The organism is Streptomyces sp. NPDC050619, assembly GCF_040654815.1.
Taxonomy (GTDB): domain Bacteria; phylum Actinomycetota; class Actinomycetes; order Streptomycetales; family Streptomycetaceae; genus Streptomyces.
Map to the genome: position 1 here is coordinate 24,433 of NZ_JBFAIR010000043.1, position 16,823 is coordinate 41,255.

A 16,823-nucleotide genomic window follows, 5' to 3' on the forward strand; every position below is an offset into this window, starting at 1 on the left:
TGGCCAGCGTAGTTATGCTCCGGCGGTTCGGAACACGCGTGTGCCCACTGTCACGGCGAGTGCCGTGAGGCCGACGGCCACCAGGACGCCGTACAGCATGGGCGCCGTGGCGTACGAGCCCACGTACGCGTCCCGCACCGCGTCCACCAGATAGCGGAACGGCATGAGGTGGGAGAGGACGTCCAGCCAGGCCGGGCCCAAGGTCATCGGGAGCATCAGTCCGGACAGCAGCATGGACGGCATGGACAGCGCGTTGATCGTGGGGCCGAACTCCTGCGGGGTGCGGACCTTCATCGCCAGCGCGTACGACAGCGAGCCCAGCGAGACCGTGAGCAGGGCGACGAACGCGAAGCCGATCAGGATGCCGGGCAGGGGCGCGCGCAGGCCCATCCCTACCGCCGCCAGCACCAGCAGCACCGCCTGGAAGACGAACACCGTGGCATCGCGCAGGACGCGGCCCAGCAGCAGGGCCAGGCGGCTGACGGGCGTGACCCGCATGCGCTCGACCACGCCCAGGTTCTTCTCGATGATGACCGAGAAGCCCGCGAACGACGCGCCGAACAGGCCGAGTTGGAGCAGCAGACCGGGGACCAGCAGCTGCCAGGAACTGCCCCGTCCGCCGAGCGGCAGGTCCGTCAGCAGCGGGCCGAAGAAGAGGAGATACAGGAGCGGCATCAGCACGCCGAAGAGCAGTGCGAAGCGGGAGCGCAGGGACTGACGGAGGTAGCGGCCGTAGATGAGGGCCGTGTCGTGGAGCAGCATCTTCGAGGGATTCCTATACGGCTACGGGAGTGGTGTCGGTCGGGGTGGCGCTGCGGCCGGTGATCGCGAGGAACGTGTCCTGGAGGCTCGCGTCGACCGAGCCGCCGTACCGGAGCTTCAGCGCGCTCGGCGTGCCCTCCGCCACGACCGCGCCCCGGTCGACGATCAACAGACGGTCGGCGAGGGCGTCCGCCTCGTCCAGGTAGTGGGTCGTGAGGAACACCGTGGTGCCGTGTTCGTCGCGCAGCCGGCGGACCAGGTCCCACAGGTCGGCGCGGCTGCCGGGGTCGAGGCCGGTCGTGGGCTCGTCGAGGAACAGCACCACGGGCCGGTGGACCAGCCCCATGGCGATGTCCAGCCGCCGCCGCTGCCCGCCGGAGAGGGTGGCGCACTTGCGGTCGAGCAGCTCGGTGAGGCCCAGGTCATGGGCCAACTCCGCCGCGCGCACGGCCGCTCGGTCCTTCGTGAGCCGGTAGAGGCGCCCCTGCGTGACCAGTTCCTCCCGCACGCTGATCTGCGGGTCCACCCCGCCGGACTGCGCGACGTATCCGCACGCCGCGCGCACCCCGGCCGGGTCGGTCAGCAGGTCGCGGCCGGCGACGGTCGCCGCGCCGCCGGTCGGTTTCAGGAGTGTCGTGAGCATGCGGAGCGTGGTCGTCTTGCCGGCGCCGTTCGGGCCGAGGAAGCCGAGGATCTCGCCCTCGCGGACGGTCAGGTCGATGCCGCGCACGGCCTGCACGGGGCCGAGCTTGGTCTGGAAGGTACGGGCCAGACCGGCCGTACTGATGATTGCCATGACTCCAGAAAAACAGAGTCACTGAAAAATTGCAATGACTCTAAAGTTTCAGGGGGCCCAAGAAGCGTTAGGCTTCGGACATGGCAGAGGGACTCAGGGAACGGAAGAAGCGGCAGACCAGGCAGTACATCTCGGATGTCGCCACGGGCCTGTTCCTGGAGCGCGGCTTCGACGCGGTGACCGTCGCCGAGGTCGCCGACGCGGCCGACGTCTCCGTGAACACGGTCTACAACTACTTCTCCACCAAGGAGGACCTCTTCCTGGACCGCGCGGACGACGTGCGGGGACTGCTCTCGCGCTGGGTGCGCGGCCGGGACGAGGGCGAGTCCGCGGCCCAGGCCGTGCTGCGCGAACTGCGCCGCGAGGTCGAGGCGGTCTCGCCCCGGGTCGGCCTCATGGAGGGCTACGACCGTTTCATGCGGGTCATCCACGCGGCGCCCACGCTCCGCTCGCGGCTGTGGAGCATCCAGCAGGAGGTCCACGACCACCTGGTGGCGACCCTGCGCGAGGAGACCGGAGCGAGTGCCGGGGACCCGCTACCGGACCTGATCGCCGGTCAGATCAACTGGATCCACCAGACCGTGTTCGTCACCATCGGCCGTGAAATGGTCGCCGGGCGCAATCCGGACGAAGTGTCCCGCGAGATGCTCGTTCTCCTGGACGACATCGAGGAGCTGTTGAGCGAGAAAGTGCTCAACTACGCCGTACGAGGGGCGGAATGACCGGCGCCGGTGTGATGTCCGTCATCTGAGACGTGACGCGCATTACTTACCGGTCACACAGCCCCTCACGAGCGCTAAGGTCCGCCGGAGAGGCATATATGAGCAGTGTGTGAGGCGTTTCAAAGGGGAGTCGCACAGTGGCACGGAAGCTTGCCGTCATCGGCGCCGGCTTGATGGGTTCCGGGATCGCCCAGGTCTCCGCGCAAGCGGGCTGGGAGGTCGTCCTGCGTGACGTCACCGACGAGGCGCTGAAGCGCGGCACCGACGGCATCAAGGCGTCGTACGACAAGTTCGTCAGCAAGGGCAGGCTGGAGGCGCACGACGCCGACGCAGCTCTCGCCCGGATCACCGTGACCACCGACCTGGACGCCGCCGCCGACGCGGACATCGTCGTCGAGGCCGTTTTCGAGAAGCTCGAAGTCAAGCACGAGATCTTCCGCACCCTGGACAAGATCGTGCGTCACGACGCCGTCCTCGCCTCCAACACCTCCGCCATCCCGATCACCAAGATCGCGGCCGTGACGGAGCACCCGGAGCGCGTCGTCGGCACGCACTTCTTCTCGCCGGTCCCGATGATGCAACTGTGCGAGCTGGTGCGCGGTTACAAGACGAGCGACGAAACCCTCGCCACCGCACGGGAGTTCGCCGAATCCGTCGGCAAGACCTGCATCGTCGTCAACCGGGACGTGGCCGGCTTCGTGACGACCCGTCTCATCTCGGCGCTCGTCGTCGAGGCCGCCAAGCTGTACGAGTCGGGCGTGGCCACCGCCGAGGACATCGACCTCGCCTGCAAGCTGGGCTTCGGCCACGCCATGGGGCCGCTGGCCACGGCGGACCTCACCGGCGTCGACATCTTGCTGCACGCCACCAGCAACATCTACACCGAGTCCCAGGACGAGAAGTTCGCACCGCCGGAGCTGATGCGCCGGATGGTGGACGCGGGTGACATCGGACGCAAGAGCGGGCAGGGCTTCTACAAGCACTGAAGCGTCCACTGAACAAGCACTGAGGCACGCACCGCAACAGGCACGGAAACCGCACACGCCCTTCGGGCATCACACCCTGGGGTGAATTCGGTATCGGTTCGCTTACGGACGGCAACCTCGAACCGGTTCACGCCGTCAGAGGTTGCATCACCGGACGCACGCAGACACACGTAGGACTTCACGACGCGGAGCACGGCACGCACGCATAGGGGAGCACATATGTACATCAGGGGCGACCACGCCGAGCTGGTCGTCGGGGGCCGCCTCGACGTCCGCAGCGCGGCGGACGCCCGTACGGTCCTGCACTCGGCCGTCGACGACGGAGTCGGCGATCTGGTGCTCGACCTGTCCGAGCTGGACTCCTGGGACGCCACCGGACTCGGGGTGATCATGGGAGCACACCGGCGGGCCGGCCGCTGCGGCCGACGGCTCGTGCTGCGCGGCGTACCGCCACAGATGCAGCGCCTGCTCGTCGCCACCCGGCTGCACCGCATCCTGGCGATCGAGGGCGGCATCGGGGTGGAGTCGCTGCCCCACGTATGACCTCCGTCACCGGTTGGCGCCGGCGGGCGGGGAGATTCCTGCGGCGCGCACCGGCGCGTCGCGAAAAACGGACGCGCGCCATCCTCATGAGACTGTGACGTCTCGGACGGCGCGGTACCCCGGGCTGTCGTAGATACTGTGCGAAGGTTTAGGGTTCGGTCGCCCGCAGCGTGCACCACCCTCGAGCGGGCCCGGACCAGAAGCGACAGCGCGGTGTGCAACAGGCCGGGAGGGGCCGGATGGGCACACGACGCTTTTGGGGGGCTTGAAACCTATGGACCCGAACAACCGGGAGCCCGAGGAGTACGGCCATGACGATGGGGGCACCTCCCGCTCGAGTGCATTCGAGACTGGGGGAGGCCCAGCGCCGCGCCCACGCCCGTCCCGGGACTCTCTCTCATCCGACTTCGGAACGAGCACGCCCGCACTCGCCCGCACGGTGCAGCTCGTGTCCGGCGACTTCCTGCTCACCGTCAACCCGGTCGACGGCAGCGAGATCGAGGCCTGCCCGCCCGGCGAGCGCCCCGGCCGGCCCGCGAAGTTCACCGCGGCCGAACGCGCCGAGGTCGCCCGCGCGGCCAGACCGCCCATCCCGCCCGGCCCGGCCCGGCCCGAGCTGCCGCTCCTGGCCAGAGGGGACGAGCGCGAGCGCCTGGTACGGCTGCTCGCCCGCGGCCGCTCCGTACGCCTCACCGGCCCGGCCGGCTCCGGCCGCACCAGCCTTCTCGACGTCGTCGCCGAGGACTGCGCGGACCTCGCCCCGGACGGCGTCATCCGCCTGAGCGGCTACCACCGCACTTCGAGTGACCTTTTGTACGACCTCTTCTACGCCGTCCACAACGCGCCCCTGCACCGCCCGGGCCGGGACGAACTGCTCAGCTGTGTCCGGGAGATCGGCGCGGTCGTCGTCCTCGACGACCTCGAGTTCGGCGGCGCCTCGCTCGACGAACTGCTGGACGCCACACCCGAGTGCGCCTTCCTGGTCGCGGCCACGCCCGACGTGCCCGCCCCCTCCGCCGACTCCACGCTCGAAGAGGTCTTCCTCAGCGGCCTGGAGCGGGCCGACGGCCTGGAACTCCTGGAACGTGCCGTCGGCCGTGTCCTCACCGAGGAGGAGGCCAACTGGGCGGGCGACCTCTGGTTCGAGTCCGAGGGCCTGCCGTTGCGCTTCGTCCAGGCCGGGGCCCTGCTGCGGCAGAGCGACCGGCTGCGGGCCGGGGCGGGCGCCGTCGACGAGTTCGGCGTCTTCGCGGACGCCCTCCCGGTCGACGCGCCCTTCGACTCCGACCAGGGCGAGGAGGTACCCCTGCCGTCGCTCGGCGAGGCCGCCGCGCCCGCCCCGCTGCTCGCCACCCGGCTCGGCGAGTCGGCGCGCGCCACCCTGCGGTTCGCCGTCGCGCTCGACGGCGAGGTGCCGCACCAGGCGCATCTGCCCGCCCTCGTCGGCGACACCCACGCGGACGCCGCGCTGGGCGAGCTGGCGGCCTGCGGGCTGGTCTCCCCGGTCGGCTCCCGCTACCGGCTCGCCGCCGGAGTGCAGACCCAGCTGGAGGCCGCCGGGTACGGCGACGGCATCGAGGCCGCCGCGCTCACCGCCGCCCAGCACTACGCCTGGTGGGCCGGACACCCCTCGGTCACTCCCGAGCGCGTGTGCGCCGAGGCCGATGCCCTGCTCGCCGCCCTCGGCGTCCTGGCGCCGGCCACGACAGCGCCCGCCGAGGGCGAGGAGAGCGCCACCGTGCAGCTGGCCCGCACGGCGGCGCCCGCGTTCGCCGCGGGCGGGCACTGGAGCGCCTGGGAGCGGACGCTGCGGTCCGGCGCCGAGGCCTCCCGGCTCGCCGGGGACGTCGCCGAGGAGGCCTACTTCCACCACGAGTTGGGCATCCTCGCGCTCTGCGCCGGACAGTTCGACCGGGCCCGCGCCGAGCTGGAGGCCGCCATCGGCCTGCGCGGCGCACGCGCCGACAAGCGCGGCACCGTCGCCGGCCGCCGCGCCCTCGCCCTGGTCGCCGACCGCTCGGGCACGGTCCCCGGCCTCGGTGCCACCGCGGGGGAGGAGGTGCCCGACGCCCGCTACGAGGAGTCGCAGTCGCCCCCGGGCGGCGTACCGGCGGCGTTCCCTCCGCTCCAGCCGCCCGCCGAAAGCTCCACGCTGGTCACCTACCGGGCCGAGTCCCCGTCGGGCCCGGCAGCTGTGTCGGGGCACCGGGCCCGGGGCGGCCTCAAGGGCCTGGCCCGGCGCAACCTCGTGGCGGCCGGCGCGGGCGCACTGCTCGTGGCCGTACTCGGCACGGTGGTGACCCTCGGCGCCACCTCCGACAAGGACGCCAACCCTCCGGCCGGCGAGGTCGGCGTCAACCCGTCCGCCAGCCAGGGCGTGGAGAACGGCAACCTCGGTGCCGACGTGCCGAAGAACGACGACGACGGCTCGGGCCACACAGGCAACGCGCCGAGCCGGCCGACCGAGCCGGGCCCCGACGGCACCCTCGGCACCTCCGACGACCCGACCCCGACGGACACGGGCGAGCCGTCGGACGAGCCCAGCGGGACGCGGGGGTCGAGCAGCGGTCCGACCGGCTCGCCGACCCGGTCGCCGTCGAGGCCGCCGACGACGCCGTCCAAGCCGCCGACGTCGCCGTCGAAGCCGCCGACGACCACGACGTCCCCGCCACCGACGCCCACATCGCCGACACCGACGACCCCGCCGCCGACGACCACGCCACCGCCGTCCACACCGGAGACCTCCGACACGGCCAGCGGCCCGGCGTCCTCCAACGCCCCGGAGACCAGCGAGGCAGGTTCACCCAGCAACTCGGACCCGGTGATCTGAGGTTCGGCAGGTTCTTCAGCGCGGAAGGGCCCGGTCCGTCAACGGACCGGGCCCTTCACGCCGTAGAAGAACCGTAGAAAAGCGGGTGCGGAAAAGCGACCGTCAGAACAACCGCAGCTTGTCGTCCTCGATGCCCCGCATCGCGTTGTAGTCGAGGACCGTGCAGCCGATGCCGCGGTCCGTGGCGAGGACGCGGGCCTGCGGCTTGATCTCCTGCGCGGCGAAGACGCCCCGGACCGGGGCGAGATGGGGATCGCGGTTCAACAGCTCCAGGTAGCGCGTGAGTTGCTCGACGCCGTCGATCTCGCCGCGCCGCTTGATCTCCACCGCGACGGTCTGCCCGGCCGCGTCCCGGCACAGGATGTCGACCGGGCCGATGGCCGTCATGTACTCGCGGCGGATGAGCGTGTAGCCCTCGCCGAGGGTTTCGATGCGGTCGGCGAGCAGCTCCTGGAGGTGTGCTTCTACGCCGTCCTTGATCAGGCCGGGATCCACGCCCAGTTCGTGCGAGGAGTCGTGGAGAACCTCCTCCATGGTGATGATGAGCTTCTCGCCCGCCTTGTTGACGACGGTCCAGACGCCGTCCTCCTCGCCGGAACCCTCCTTCAGCGTGCAGGGCGGCGACATCCAGTTCAGAGGCTTGTAGGCCCGGTCGTCCGCGTGGATCGACACGCTGCCGTCCGCCTTGACAAGGATCAGACGGGGGGCCGAGGGCAGGTGGGCGGTGAGCCGGCCCGCGTAGTCGACGGAGCATCGGGCAATGACGAGACGCATGGTCGGCAACGCTACTCGACGGGCTGCCGTGCACGCGATTCGGCCCAGATAGTACCTGTTCGGTTGTGGCCGATTGTGTGCCCAATGGGGTCTGTCTATGTACGCATTCTCCTGGTGCCGTCACCGTCCGTTGCTTACCGTAGTAAACGGGAGGTCGCGGGTCGTGTACGCAGCGTGTTTGGGTCGCGAACTCCCTTTATCTGTCCGGCAACCCCCGGTGACCGGGGGTGCGAGAGGAGTACCCATGTCGCTCGACGTCTCACCGGCCCTACTCGAACAGGCCGAGCGAGGCGAGGTCGACGAAGCTGCCTTCGTCGACTGCGTCCGGACCTCCCTGCCCTACGCGTGGGAGATGATCAGCTCCCTGGTGGCCCAGCTGAAGGTGGACGGCGGCGAGTTCGCCGACAACCAGACGCCTCCGCCGGACGAGCAGGCACGCGGTCAGCTGCTGCGTGCGCTTGCGAGTGACGCGATACGCGGCGCGCTGCAGCGGCACTTCGGTGTGCGGCTGGCCTTCCAGAACTGCCACAGGGTGGCGGTGTTCCCGCTGGACTCCTCCGTCGACGAGAGGCTGGCCCGCTTCACCTCGATCCGTGGCCAGCTCCTGAACCAGTCTCCGGAGCTGCGGGACTGCTGACGCAGTGACCCACCGGCTTGCCGCTCCGTACGCGGGAGGTGCTTCAAGTACCGGAGCGGCAAGCTCCCTGTCGACCAAGGCCGGGGCGGCTCAGCCGAGCCGTGGCAGGACTTCGGCACCCAGCCGCCGTACGTTCTCCTCGGTGGCCGCCAGGTCTCCCGAGCCCTCGACGAGCAGCGCGAAGCGGGAGACGCCGGTCCGCTCGCTGGTCGCCGCGAGCCGGTCGGCGCACAGCCTCGGGGTGCCCACCGGGTGCAGCCCGCAGAGCAGTTCGGTGTAGGCCAGCGGGTCGCGCATCCCGCGCGCGCGGCCGTCCACCGTGACATGGGCGCCGAGGCCCTGCCTCAGCCAGCCAGGCATCGCCTTCACCAGCGCCTCCACCGCGTCCGTGCGGCGGTCCGCGATCTGGCAGACGCCGGCCGAGACATGGGCCGCGTCGAGGACCGTCTGAGCCGGGTGCCCACACGCGCGCGCGTGCCTGCGCCACAGGGCGACCATCTCGGCCTTCTCCTCGTCCCCGACGTGCATCCCGAGCAGCATCGGCAGCCCGCGCTCGGCGGCCATCCGCACGCTCGCCGGGGAGGTGCAGGCGAGGACCACTTCGGGTCCCGCGGTGTCCGTGAGCGACTCCGACGGCCTTGGTACGACGGGGACTTCGCGGAAGTTGAACCGCTCCCCGGCGGCCGAGACCGAGGGTTCGCGCAGCCAGCGCACCAGCAGATCGAGTGATTCCGGGAACCCCGTCTCGTACGCCTCCAGGCCCGAGCCGAACACCTCCAGGTCGACCCACGGCCCGCCGCGCCCCACGCCCAGCGAGAAGCGGCCGCCGCTCGTCATGTGCAGCAGGGCTGCCTGTTCGCCGAGGGCCACGGGGTGGGTGGTGGGCAGCACGCTGACGGCGGTGCCGACCTGGATGCGGCGGGTGCGGCCGAGCAGTAAGGCGGCCAGGGTGATCGCCGACGGGCAGGTGCCGTACGGCACGAAGTGGTGCTCTGCCAGCCAGACCGCGTCCAGCCCGGCCTCCTCCGCGACCTCGGCCGAGCGGACCGCGCGGTGCAGCGCCTCCCCCTGGCCCTGCCCCGGGAACTGGGCCGCCAACACGAAACTTCCTACGTGCATCGCATTTCCTGCTTCCTTGGCTCCGACGCGGAGCTCCCCCACCCGGCATAACCCTCTGACACGTGCCTAGGACACGGCCTGGCGAAGAGATTTGCGGATTGTCTGCAGAATGGGCACCCGACGAGGGGGACTTGTGCGGGTTGGTGCTCTACGCGTACCCCGGTCCGCGCCGCGTAGGCTGGACACAGCCCCTGCATCCTGTATAGCCCCGTGAGGTGTCCTGTGTCCCCGCGTCGCAACCGACCCAAGGGAGTCGGCTCGTCAGGCCCTGGTTTTGACGACGACCGCCCGGGCCGCTACGGCGGCTGGCAGTCCACGGAGAACTGGGAGGGCGAGGCGTACAGCGTGCGTCATGTGGCCGGCGCGAGCGCCCAGGGCAAGGCGTACCGCTGCCCGGGCTGCGAGCAGCTCATCCCGGACGGCGTCCCGCATCTGGTCGCCTGGCCGGAGCACGCGGGCGTCGACGACCGCCGCCACTGGCACAAAGCCTGCTGGAACGCCAAGGACCGCCGCACCACGCCGGTGCGGCGGTCCCGTAACGCGCCCAGATACTGAACCGGCGCTACACGTCCCGCTTCTCCAGCAGCGCGAAGGCGCCGGCGAAGGCGACGGCCGTGATGCCCAGGGCGATCCACAGCGGGTCCCAGCCGGACGGGCCGGTCTGGGTGAGCGAGTTGGAGTAGAAGACGCTGAGCTGGTTCGGGATGGAGTACTCGAACAGGGCCTCGCGCACCTCGGCCAGGGACTCCGAGAACATGAACAGCGCGATGACCAGCGGGGCCAGCACGGCGCCGATCATGATGGTGATGGCGCCCGCGGAGTGCCGGATGATCGAGCCGATGACGAGCGAGAGCAGTCCGAGCAGCGCGATGTAGAGCGAGACGCCGACCGTGCCCTTCAGCCATTCCGCGCCGGAGGGGTCCTTGGCGCCGGTGCCGTCCAGCAGCGGAATCTGAATGAGCGCCACGAGGCAGGCGGCCGCCAGCGTGACCACGAACGCGACCGAGAAGAACACGATCGACTTCGCCGCGAGGACCCGGCCGCGGGAGGGGCACGCCACCATCGTGGTGCGGATCATCCCCGTGCCGTACTCCGAGGCCGTGGTCAGCACGCCGAGCGTGATGATGCACATGCTGCCGAGCAGCAGCCCGAAGAAGCCCATGGACAGCGGGTTCTCGCCCGACAGGTCCGACGACGAGGAGCCGACCACCGCGCCGGTCAGCAGCCCGATGCCGATCACGAGCAGGAGGAAGACGCCGAGCGTCCACATCGTGGAGCGCACCGACCTGATCTTCGTCCACTCGGAGGCGATCGCGTGCCCGAGGTGTGTGGGCACGACCGGGATCGGCGAGGTGTAGCCGGGGTACGACGGTCCGGGCGCCGCCTGCCAGTTGGGTGCGGCGGCCTGCGGCATCGGGGGCTGCGGGGTGCTCATCGGGCGTCCTCGGGCTTGGTCAGGTCGGCGGCGGGGGCGGCAGGGGCCGGCGCCTGTCCCTGCGGCGGCTGCGCGTACGGGTTGGGCGCACCGGCGCCGGGCCCGGCGGGAGCGCCGTACGGGCCCGGAGCGGGCTGTCCCTGCGGCGGCGTGAACGGCCGGCCGCCCTGCTGGGGCGGCGGCGGGGCGTACCAGCCCTGCTGGCCCTGCCCGGGCACCGGCATCGGAGGCTGCGCGCCGGGCGGCAGCTGCTGCTGGAGCCCGGCCTTCTGGTCGATGGTCGAGCGGTAGTCGACGGCGCCCTGCGTCATCCGCATGTACGCCTCTTCCAGTGAGGCCTGGTGCGGCGACAGCTCCCACAGCCGTACGTCGGCGTGGTGCGCGATGTCGCTGATGCGGGCCAGCGGCAGTCCGGTGACCCGCAGCGCGCCGTCCTGCTCCGGCAGCACGTGCGCGCCCGCCTCGGTGAGCGCGGACGACAGCTTCTCGCGCAGCGGCGGCTCGGTGTCGGGCGTGCGCACGCGCGCGAAGTCGGCGGAGTTCGCCGAGATGAAGTCCGTCACGCTCATGTCGGCGAGCAGCTGACCGCGTCCGATGACGATCAGATGGTCGGCGGTCAGCGCCATCTCGCTCATCAGGTGCGACGAGACGAAGACCGTACGGCCCTCCGCCGCGAGCGCCTTCATCAGGTTGCGCACCCAGTGGATGCCCTCGGGGTCGAGGCCGTTGACCGGCTCGTCGAACAGCAGCACCTGGGGGTCGCCGAGGAGCGCGGCGGCGATGCCGAGGCGCTGGCCCATGCCGAGGGAGAAGCCCTTGGACCGCCTCTTCGCCACGTCCTGGAGGCCGACCACGCCGAGCACCTCGTCCACCCGGCGGGCCGGGATGCCGGACAGCTGGGCCAGGGACAGCAGGTGGTTGCGGGCGGCCCGGCCGCCGTGCACGGCCTTGGCGTCCAGCAGCGCGCCGACCTGGCGGGGGGCGTTGGGCAGCCTGCGGTACGGGTGGCCGCCGATCGTCACCTGCCCCGAGGTGGGGTTGTCCAGGCCGAGGATCATCCGCATGGTCGTCGACTTGCCCGAGCCGTTGGGCCCGAGGAAGCCGGTGACGGCACCGGGCCGCACCTGGAAGGAAAGGTTGTACACAGCGGTCTTGTCGCCGTACCGCTTGGTCAGGCCGACTGCCTCGATCATGCTCCCCACCCGTCGGAGGTACCCATCGAAAAGTTCGGGGACAGCAGGGCACACGCCCCCGTAAGGGTTAGGAGCCTATCGGGGCGCTGACGGTTCCGCTCAAATCAAAGCAAAGCCCAGAGCTTTACGCGTCCCTCTTCTTGAGCAGAACATAACCCCCGATGAGCGCGGCGAGCACCCACAGCCCCATGATGCCGAGTCCGCCCCAGGGGCCGTAGGGAGTGTCGTCGTCGACCGGGGGAACCACCTGCATGATCTTGCTGCCGGCCTGGTCGGGCAGGAGTTGGCCGATCTTCTTGGTGGCGTCCACGCTGCCGAGGATGTTGGAGATCAGGAAGAAGAACGGCATCAGGATGCCCAGCGACAGCATCGGCGAGCGCAGCATCGCGGCGACACCCATCGAGAACACCGCGATGAGGGTCATGTAGAGGCCGCCGCCGATCACCGCGCGCAGCACGCCGGGGTCGCCGATCGACGCCTTGTGGGTGCCGAGCATCGCCTGCCCGAGGAAGAAGGTGACGAAGCTGGTGGCGAGGCCCACGGCGAGGGCGAGGCCGGCGGCGACCGCGAGCTTGCTGGCCAGGAAGGTGCCCCGCTGCGGCACGGCGGCCAGCGAGGTGCGGATCATGCCGGTGCTGTACTCGTTCGACACGACGAGCACCCCGAACACGATCATCGCGAGCTGGCCGAGGCTCATGCCGGCGAAACTGGTGAACGTCGGGTCGAAGGTGAGCTGGTCGGTCCGGCTCATGGAGTCGAACTCGCTCTTCTGGAGCGCCGAGATCAGCATGCCGAGGGCGATGGTGACGACCACGGCCAAGGAGAGCGTCCACACCGTGGAGGCCACCGACCTGATCTTGGTCCACTCGGACCGGACGACCTGGATCGCCGCCATGCTCAGCTCCTGTTCCAGGAGTCGCCCCACTGCTGCTGCTGCAGTTCGGGCGGCATCCCGTCGTGTGCGTGGTACTCGACCGACTCGGCGGTCAGCTGCATGAACGCCTCCTCCAGGGAGGCCTGCTGGGGGCTCAGCTCGTGCAGCACGATCTGGTACTGCGCCGCGAGCTCCCCGATGTGCTCGGACTTGCTGCCGTCGACCTCCAGCGTGCCGTTGCCGGCCTCCACGACGGTGACTCCGGCGCCGTGCAGGACGTCGAGCAGCCGCTCGCGCTGCGGGGTGCGGATGCGGACGTACGACCGCGAGTTCCGCGCGATGAAGTCGGCCATCGTGGTGTCGGCGAGCAGCCGCCCCTGCCCGATGACGACCAGGTGATCGGCGGTCAGCGCCATCTCGCTCATGAGGTGACTGGAGACGAACACGGTCCGCCCCTGAGCCGCCAGCGACTTCATCAGGTTGCGGATCCAGTGGATGCCCTCGGGGTCGAGGCCGTTGACCGGTTCGTCGAACATCAGTATCCGCGGGTCGCCGAGCAGTGCCCCGGCGATGCCGAGCCGCTGGCCCATGCCGAGCGAGAAGCCCTTGGCCTTCTTCCTCGCCACCGCCGTGAGGCCGACCGTGTCGAGGACCTCGTGCACGCGCTTCCTGGGGATGCCGTTGCTCTGCGCCAGGCACAGCAGGTGGTTGTAGGCGCTGCGGCCGCCGTGCATGGCCTTCGCGTCCAGCAGGGCGCCGATGTACGTCAGCGGGTCCTTCAGCTGGTCGTAGTGCTTGCCGTCGATCCGGACGTCGCCGGAGGTGGGGCGGTCGAGCCCGAGCATCATGCGCATGGTCGTCGACTTCCCGGCGCCGTTGGGGCCGAGGAAGCCCGTCACCATGCCCGGTCTGACGGCGAAGGTGAGGTTGTTGACCGCCACCTTCTCGCCGTACCGCTTGGTCAGCCCTTCGAGCTCGATCATGCGACCACGCTAGGGCCGGGATTCGGCGGATGCCAACCCAATGGGCATACGAAGGCCGACGAGAACGGCAACAACAGTGAAAGCCGTCGACCAGAGGAAGGCGTCGGGGAAGGCGCTGTCGCCGTGTCCCTGTGCCAGTACGGCGGCCAGGACGGCGGTGCCGAAGGAGCCGCCGAGTTGCTGCACGATCCGCACGGTGGTGCTGCCGTGCGGAATGCGGTCGGGCGTCAGGCCCTGGTAGGCACCGACGTTGACGGCGAGGTTCGCGGCGCTCATGCCCAGGCCGCGGACGACGAGGGCGAGGGCGAGGAGAGCGCCGGTCGGGTGTGGGAAGGCGAAGGGGAGGGTGCCCAGCGCCGACAGCAGCATCCCGCACAGCACGACCGGGCGGGGTCCGACGCGGTCGGTGAGCGGTCCCGTCACCCGCGCGAGCAGGCTCCCCACGCCCTGGGGTGCCAGCAGCAGCCCGGCCGCGATCACGCCCTCGCCGCGCGCCTGTTGGTAGTAGAGGGGCAGCAGGAACATTCCGCCGTACAGGGCGAGTCCGTTGAGGAACATCAGCGCCGAGGAGACGGCGAAGGAGCGGTCCTGGAACAGGCGCAGATCGACGAGGGGGCGGGGCGCGCGCAGTGCGTGGACGGCGAACAGGGCGACCAGTGCGGCGCCCGCGGGGATGGCCGCCGCCCGGGAGAGGCCGTCCTCGGTCAGGCCGTACACAAGCGCGGCCAGGCCGGGGGAGAGGAGCAGCAGACCGGTGACGTCGAGCCGGTGACGGGCCTTCGGGGCGTCCTTCGGTATGCCCCGCCAGGCCAGGGCGAGGGCGACCAGGCAGAGGGGCAGGTTGACGTAGAAGATCCAGCGCCAGCTGAGGTGGCCGACGATCAGGCCGCCGATCACCGGACCGAGGATCGGGCCGACCAGTGCGGGCAGGGTGATCACGGCCATGAGACGGCCGAGGTCGCGTCCGCCCGCGGCCCGCATGACGAGCGTCTGCAGGACGGGCAGCAGCATCCCGCCGCCCACGCCCTGGAGGATGCGGAAAGCGACCAGCGAGCCGATGTTCCAGGCGAGCCCGCACAGCACGGACCCGGCGAGGAAGAGAGCGAGCGAGCCCAGCCAGACCCGCCGGGCACCGAAGCGCTCCACGGCCCAGCCGGAGACCGGCACCACCGTCGCGAGAGCGAGCAGGTAGGCGGTGCTCACCCACTGCAAAGCCGCAGTCGACGCGTCCAGGTCGGTGCCGAGGGTGTGGATCGCTATGGACACGATCGTGCTGTCCAGCAGCGGGGCGAGGGCGCCGAGCACGAGGATGCCGGCGAGTCTGAGGACGGCGGGGTCGAGGCGTTCTTGGGTCGTGCCGGGCACGCGGACTCCTTAAGAGACGGTACGTCTCTAAGAGACGGTAAGCTAGGCTCGTAGGAGACGCAAGGTCTCTTAAAGGAGTGCTGGATGGCCGCTGAGCACGCGAGTACCCGGCGCCGGGGTGCCGCCCTGGAGGCCGACCTCCTGGACGCCGCCTGGGCGGAACTGGAGGCGGTCGGCTACCCGAAGCTCACCATGGAGGGCGTCGCGGCGCGGGCGAAGACCGGCAAGCAGGTCCTCTACCGCCGCTGGAGCAACCGGGCGGAACTCGTGATCGCCGCCCTGCGGCACCGCACGGGATCGATCGCCGACCGAGTGCCGGACACGGGGTCGCTGCGGGAGGACGTGCTGGAGGTGCTGCGGGCGGGAGCGCGGCGCCAGCGGGACATCGGCCACGACGTCCTGCACGGGCTGCTGGCGGAGGCCCGGGACCTGGACCCGTCCTTCTTCGGCACCATGCGGGGCGTGCTGCGGACCGTCGTGGAACAGGCCGCCGAGCGGGGCGAGATCCCGACGGCGGACCTTCCTCGACGCGTCGTCACTCTCCCCGCGGACCTGCTGCGCCACGAGATCCTGCTCAGCCGCGAGCCGGTGGCGGAGGCGACGCTGGAGGAGATCGTGGACCAGGTGTTCCTGCCGCTGGTGACGTGAGCCGTTGGTGACATGACATGACAAAGGCCCGCACCCCCCCTCGGGGAATGCGGGCCTCAGCCGTACTACTTCACCGCTTCACACACTTACCGGGTCTGCTGCGCGGGCACCCCGCGAGAGATCGGCTCGTCCTCGGCCGGCGTACCGGCCGCGGCCACCGCGGCGCCCGTGAGCGTGGCGAGCATCTCGCGCACGTTCGTCAGCTGGGCGTTGATGGAGTCGCGACGGTTGGTGAGAGCCGCCAGCTCCCGCTCGGACTCCGAACGGATGCGGTCCGCCTTGGCGTTGGCGTCGGCCACGATGTCCTCGGACTGGCGCTGCGCCGTCTCGACGGTCTGACGGGCACGGCGCTCGGCGTCGGTGCGCAGCTTCTCCGCCTCCAGGCGCAGCTGCTCCGCCCGGTGCTCGATCTCCGCGAGCCGCTTCTCCGCCTTGGCCTGGCGAGAGGCCAGGTCGCGCTCGGACTGCTCGCGGCGCTTGGCGAGGTTCGTCTCGAAGTCGGCGGCGGCCTGCGCGGCCTTGGCGCGGGTCTCCTCGAAGAGGGCGTCCGCCTCCTCACGCTTCTGCTGCGCGTCCTTCTGCGCCTCCTGACGCAGCGTAGAGGCCTCGTTCTTGGCCTTCTCGACGATCCGGACGCCCTCGTCCTCCGCCTTGGCCTTGCGGTCCGCAGCGAACGATTCTGCGTCGTTGCGCACCTGCTGGGCGGCCGACTCGGCGAGCTCACGGTGCTGCTCGGACGCGCGACGGGCCTCCTCGCGCAGATCCTTGGCCTCTTCCTCGGCGAGGCGGAGGATCTTCTCGACACGCGCGCCGAGACCGGCGTACGACGGCTCGGCATCGGTTACCTGAGCCTGGGCGTTCTGCGTTTCGAGGTGGAGCTCCTCGATGCGCTTTTCCAGAGCGGTGATGCGGGCGAGAGCGCTGTCACGATCGGAGACGAGCTTCGAGATCCGTTCGTCCACCTGAGCGCGGTCGTACCCACGCCGCACAAGCTCGAAGCCGTAGGGGGAAGTGTCGCTCATGGGGTTCCTGTCGAATGAGACCGGTGAGGTGATAGGGGGAATCCTAGGGGCCGAAGCGGTGTGTCATCGAGCGGATACGTGTTTGATCTGCAATTGGGACCCCTTTTGGGTGGCTCACCATAGGAGGGCTTGCC

General features: G+C 70.4%; 17 protein-coding genes. 7 read left to right on the forward strand and 10 right to left on the reverse strand.

Going from position 1 to position 16,823, the window contains the following annotated elements; genetic code table 11:
- Positions 1-12 precede the first annotated feature (12 nt).
- Both AB0I77_RS44740 and AB0I77_RS44745 read right to left on the reverse strand, forming a co-directional pair.
- Positions 13-762, reverse strand: a complete 750-nt coding sequence (locus tag AB0I77_RS44740; protein ID WP_363288650.1) for an ABC transporter permease — start codon at positions 760-762, stop codon at positions 13-15.
- A 13-nt stretch (positions 763-775) separates the two neighbouring features.
- The gene (locus tag AB0I77_RS44745; protein WP_363288651.1) at positions 776-1,558 is read right to left on the reverse strand and encodes an ATP-binding cassette domain-containing protein; all 783 of its coding nucleotides are present in this window, start codon (positions 1,556-1,558) and stop codon (positions 776-778) included.
- Positions 1,559-1,638: 80 nt separating this feature from the next.
- Between AB0I77_RS44745 and AB0I77_RS44750 the strand changes: the two genes are divergently transcribed.
- From AB0I77_RS44750 to AB0I77_RS44765, 4 genes are all read left to right on the forward strand, one after another.
- Positions 1,639-2,280 carry a TetR/AcrR family transcriptional regulator gene (locus tag AB0I77_RS44750; protein ID WP_363288652.1) on the forward strand — a complete coding sequence of 214 codons (642 nt, stop codon included), beginning with the start codon at positions 1,639-1,641 and terminating at the stop codon, positions 2,278-2,280.
- A 137-nt stretch (positions 2,281-2,417) separates the two neighbouring features.
- A complete protein-coding gene (locus tag AB0I77_RS44755) occupies positions 2,418-3,266 on the forward strand; it encodes a 3-hydroxyacyl-CoA dehydrogenase family protein (RefSeq protein WP_363288653.1) in 849 nt (282 codons plus the stop codon).
- A 219-nt stretch (positions 3,267-3,485) separates the two neighbouring features.
- Complete coding sequence (locus tag AB0I77_RS44760) at positions 3,486-3,809, forward strand: STAS domain-containing protein (protein WP_363288654.1); 324 nt, start codon at positions 3,486-3,488, stop codon at positions 3,807-3,809.
- 274 nt (positions 3,810-4,083) lie between these two features.
- Entirely contained in the window at positions 4,084-6,639 is a 2,556-nt protein-coding gene (locus AB0I77_RS44765) for an ATP-binding protein (protein WP_363288655.1), read from the forward strand.
- 102 nt (positions 6,640-6,741) lie between these two features.
- Here AB0I77_RS44765 and nucS read toward each other — a convergent pair whose 3' ends face one another.
- Complete coding sequence (gene nucS, locus AB0I77_RS44770) at positions 6,742-7,413, reverse strand: endonuclease NucS (RefSeq protein WP_363288656.1); 672 nt, start codon at positions 7,411-7,413, stop codon at positions 6,742-6,744.
- Positions 7,414-7,657: 244 nt separating this feature from the next.
- On the opposite strand from nucS, the gene AB0I77_RS44775 reads away from it, so the two are divergent.
- Positions 7,658-8,050, forward strand: a complete 393-nt coding sequence (locus AB0I77_RS44775; RefSeq protein ID WP_100109179.1) for an SCO5389 family protein — start codon at positions 7,658-7,660, stop codon at positions 8,048-8,050.
- Positions 8,051-8,140: 90 nt separating this feature from the next.
- Here AB0I77_RS44775 and AB0I77_RS44780 read toward each other — a convergent pair whose 3' ends face one another.
- Positions 8,141-9,169, reverse strand: coding sequence for an LLM class flavin-dependent oxidoreductase (locus tag AB0I77_RS44780; protein ID WP_363288657.1), 1,029 nt, complete (start codon positions 9,167-9,169; stop codon positions 8,141-8,143).
- A gap of 222 nt (positions 9,170-9,391) precedes the next feature.
- On the opposite strand from AB0I77_RS44780, the gene AB0I77_RS44785 reads away from it, so the two are divergent.
- Positions 9,392-9,724 (forward strand): ATP/GTP-binding protein, encoded by a 333-nt coding sequence (locus AB0I77_RS44785; protein ID WP_363288658.1) that lies wholly within the window; start codon positions 9,392-9,394, stop codon positions 9,722-9,724.
- A 7-nt stretch (positions 9,725-9,731) separates the two neighbouring features.
- Here AB0I77_RS44785 and AB0I77_RS44790 read toward each other — a convergent pair whose 3' ends face one another.
- From AB0I77_RS44790 to AB0I77_RS44810, 5 genes are all read right to left on the reverse strand, one after another.
- Positions 9,732-10,604 (reverse strand): ABC transporter permease, encoded by an 873-nt coding sequence (locus tag AB0I77_RS44790; RefSeq protein ID WP_363288659.1) that lies wholly within the window; start codon positions 10,602-10,604, stop codon positions 9,732-9,734.
- Positions 10,601-11,797, reverse strand: coding sequence for an ABC transporter ATP-binding protein (locus AB0I77_RS44795; protein ID WP_363288660.1), 1,197 nt, complete (start codon positions 11,795-11,797; stop codon positions 10,601-10,603). The genes AB0I77_RS44790 and AB0I77_RS44795 overlap by 4 nt, the downstream gene beginning before the upstream one ends.
- Before the next feature lie 124 nt (positions 11,798-11,921).
- Positions 11,922-12,692: an ABC transporter permease gene (locus AB0I77_RS44800; RefSeq protein WP_363288661.1), complete on the reverse strand. Its 771-nt coding sequence runs from the start codon at positions 12,690-12,692 to the stop codon at positions 11,922-11,924.
- Between the two features lie 2 nt (positions 12,693-12,694).
- Entirely contained in the window at positions 12,695-13,654 is a 960-nt protein-coding gene (locus tag AB0I77_RS44805; RefSeq protein WP_363288662.1) for an ABC transporter ATP-binding protein, read from the reverse strand.
- Positions 13,655-13,663: 9 nt separating this feature from the next.
- On the reverse strand, positions 13,664-15,019 hold the full coding sequence (locus AB0I77_RS44810) for an MDR family MFS transporter (RefSeq protein ID WP_363288663.1): 1,356 nt from the start codon (positions 15,017-15,019) through the stop codon (positions 13,664-13,666).
- A gap of 84 nt (positions 15,020-15,103) precedes the next feature.
- On the opposite strand from AB0I77_RS44810, the gene AB0I77_RS44815 reads away from it, so the two are divergent.
- Positions 15,104-15,667, forward strand: coding sequence for a TetR/AcrR family transcriptional regulator (locus AB0I77_RS44815; RefSeq protein ID WP_363288664.1), 564 nt, complete (start codon positions 15,104-15,106; stop codon positions 15,665-15,667).
- Between the two features lie 86 nt (positions 15,668-15,753).
- Here AB0I77_RS44815 and AB0I77_RS44820 read toward each other — a convergent pair whose 3' ends face one another.
- Complete coding sequence (locus tag AB0I77_RS44820; protein WP_363288665.1) at positions 15,754-16,689, reverse strand: cellulose-binding protein; 936 nt, start codon at positions 16,687-16,689, stop codon at positions 15,754-15,756.
- Positions 16,690-16,823: the final 134 nt, after the last annotated feature.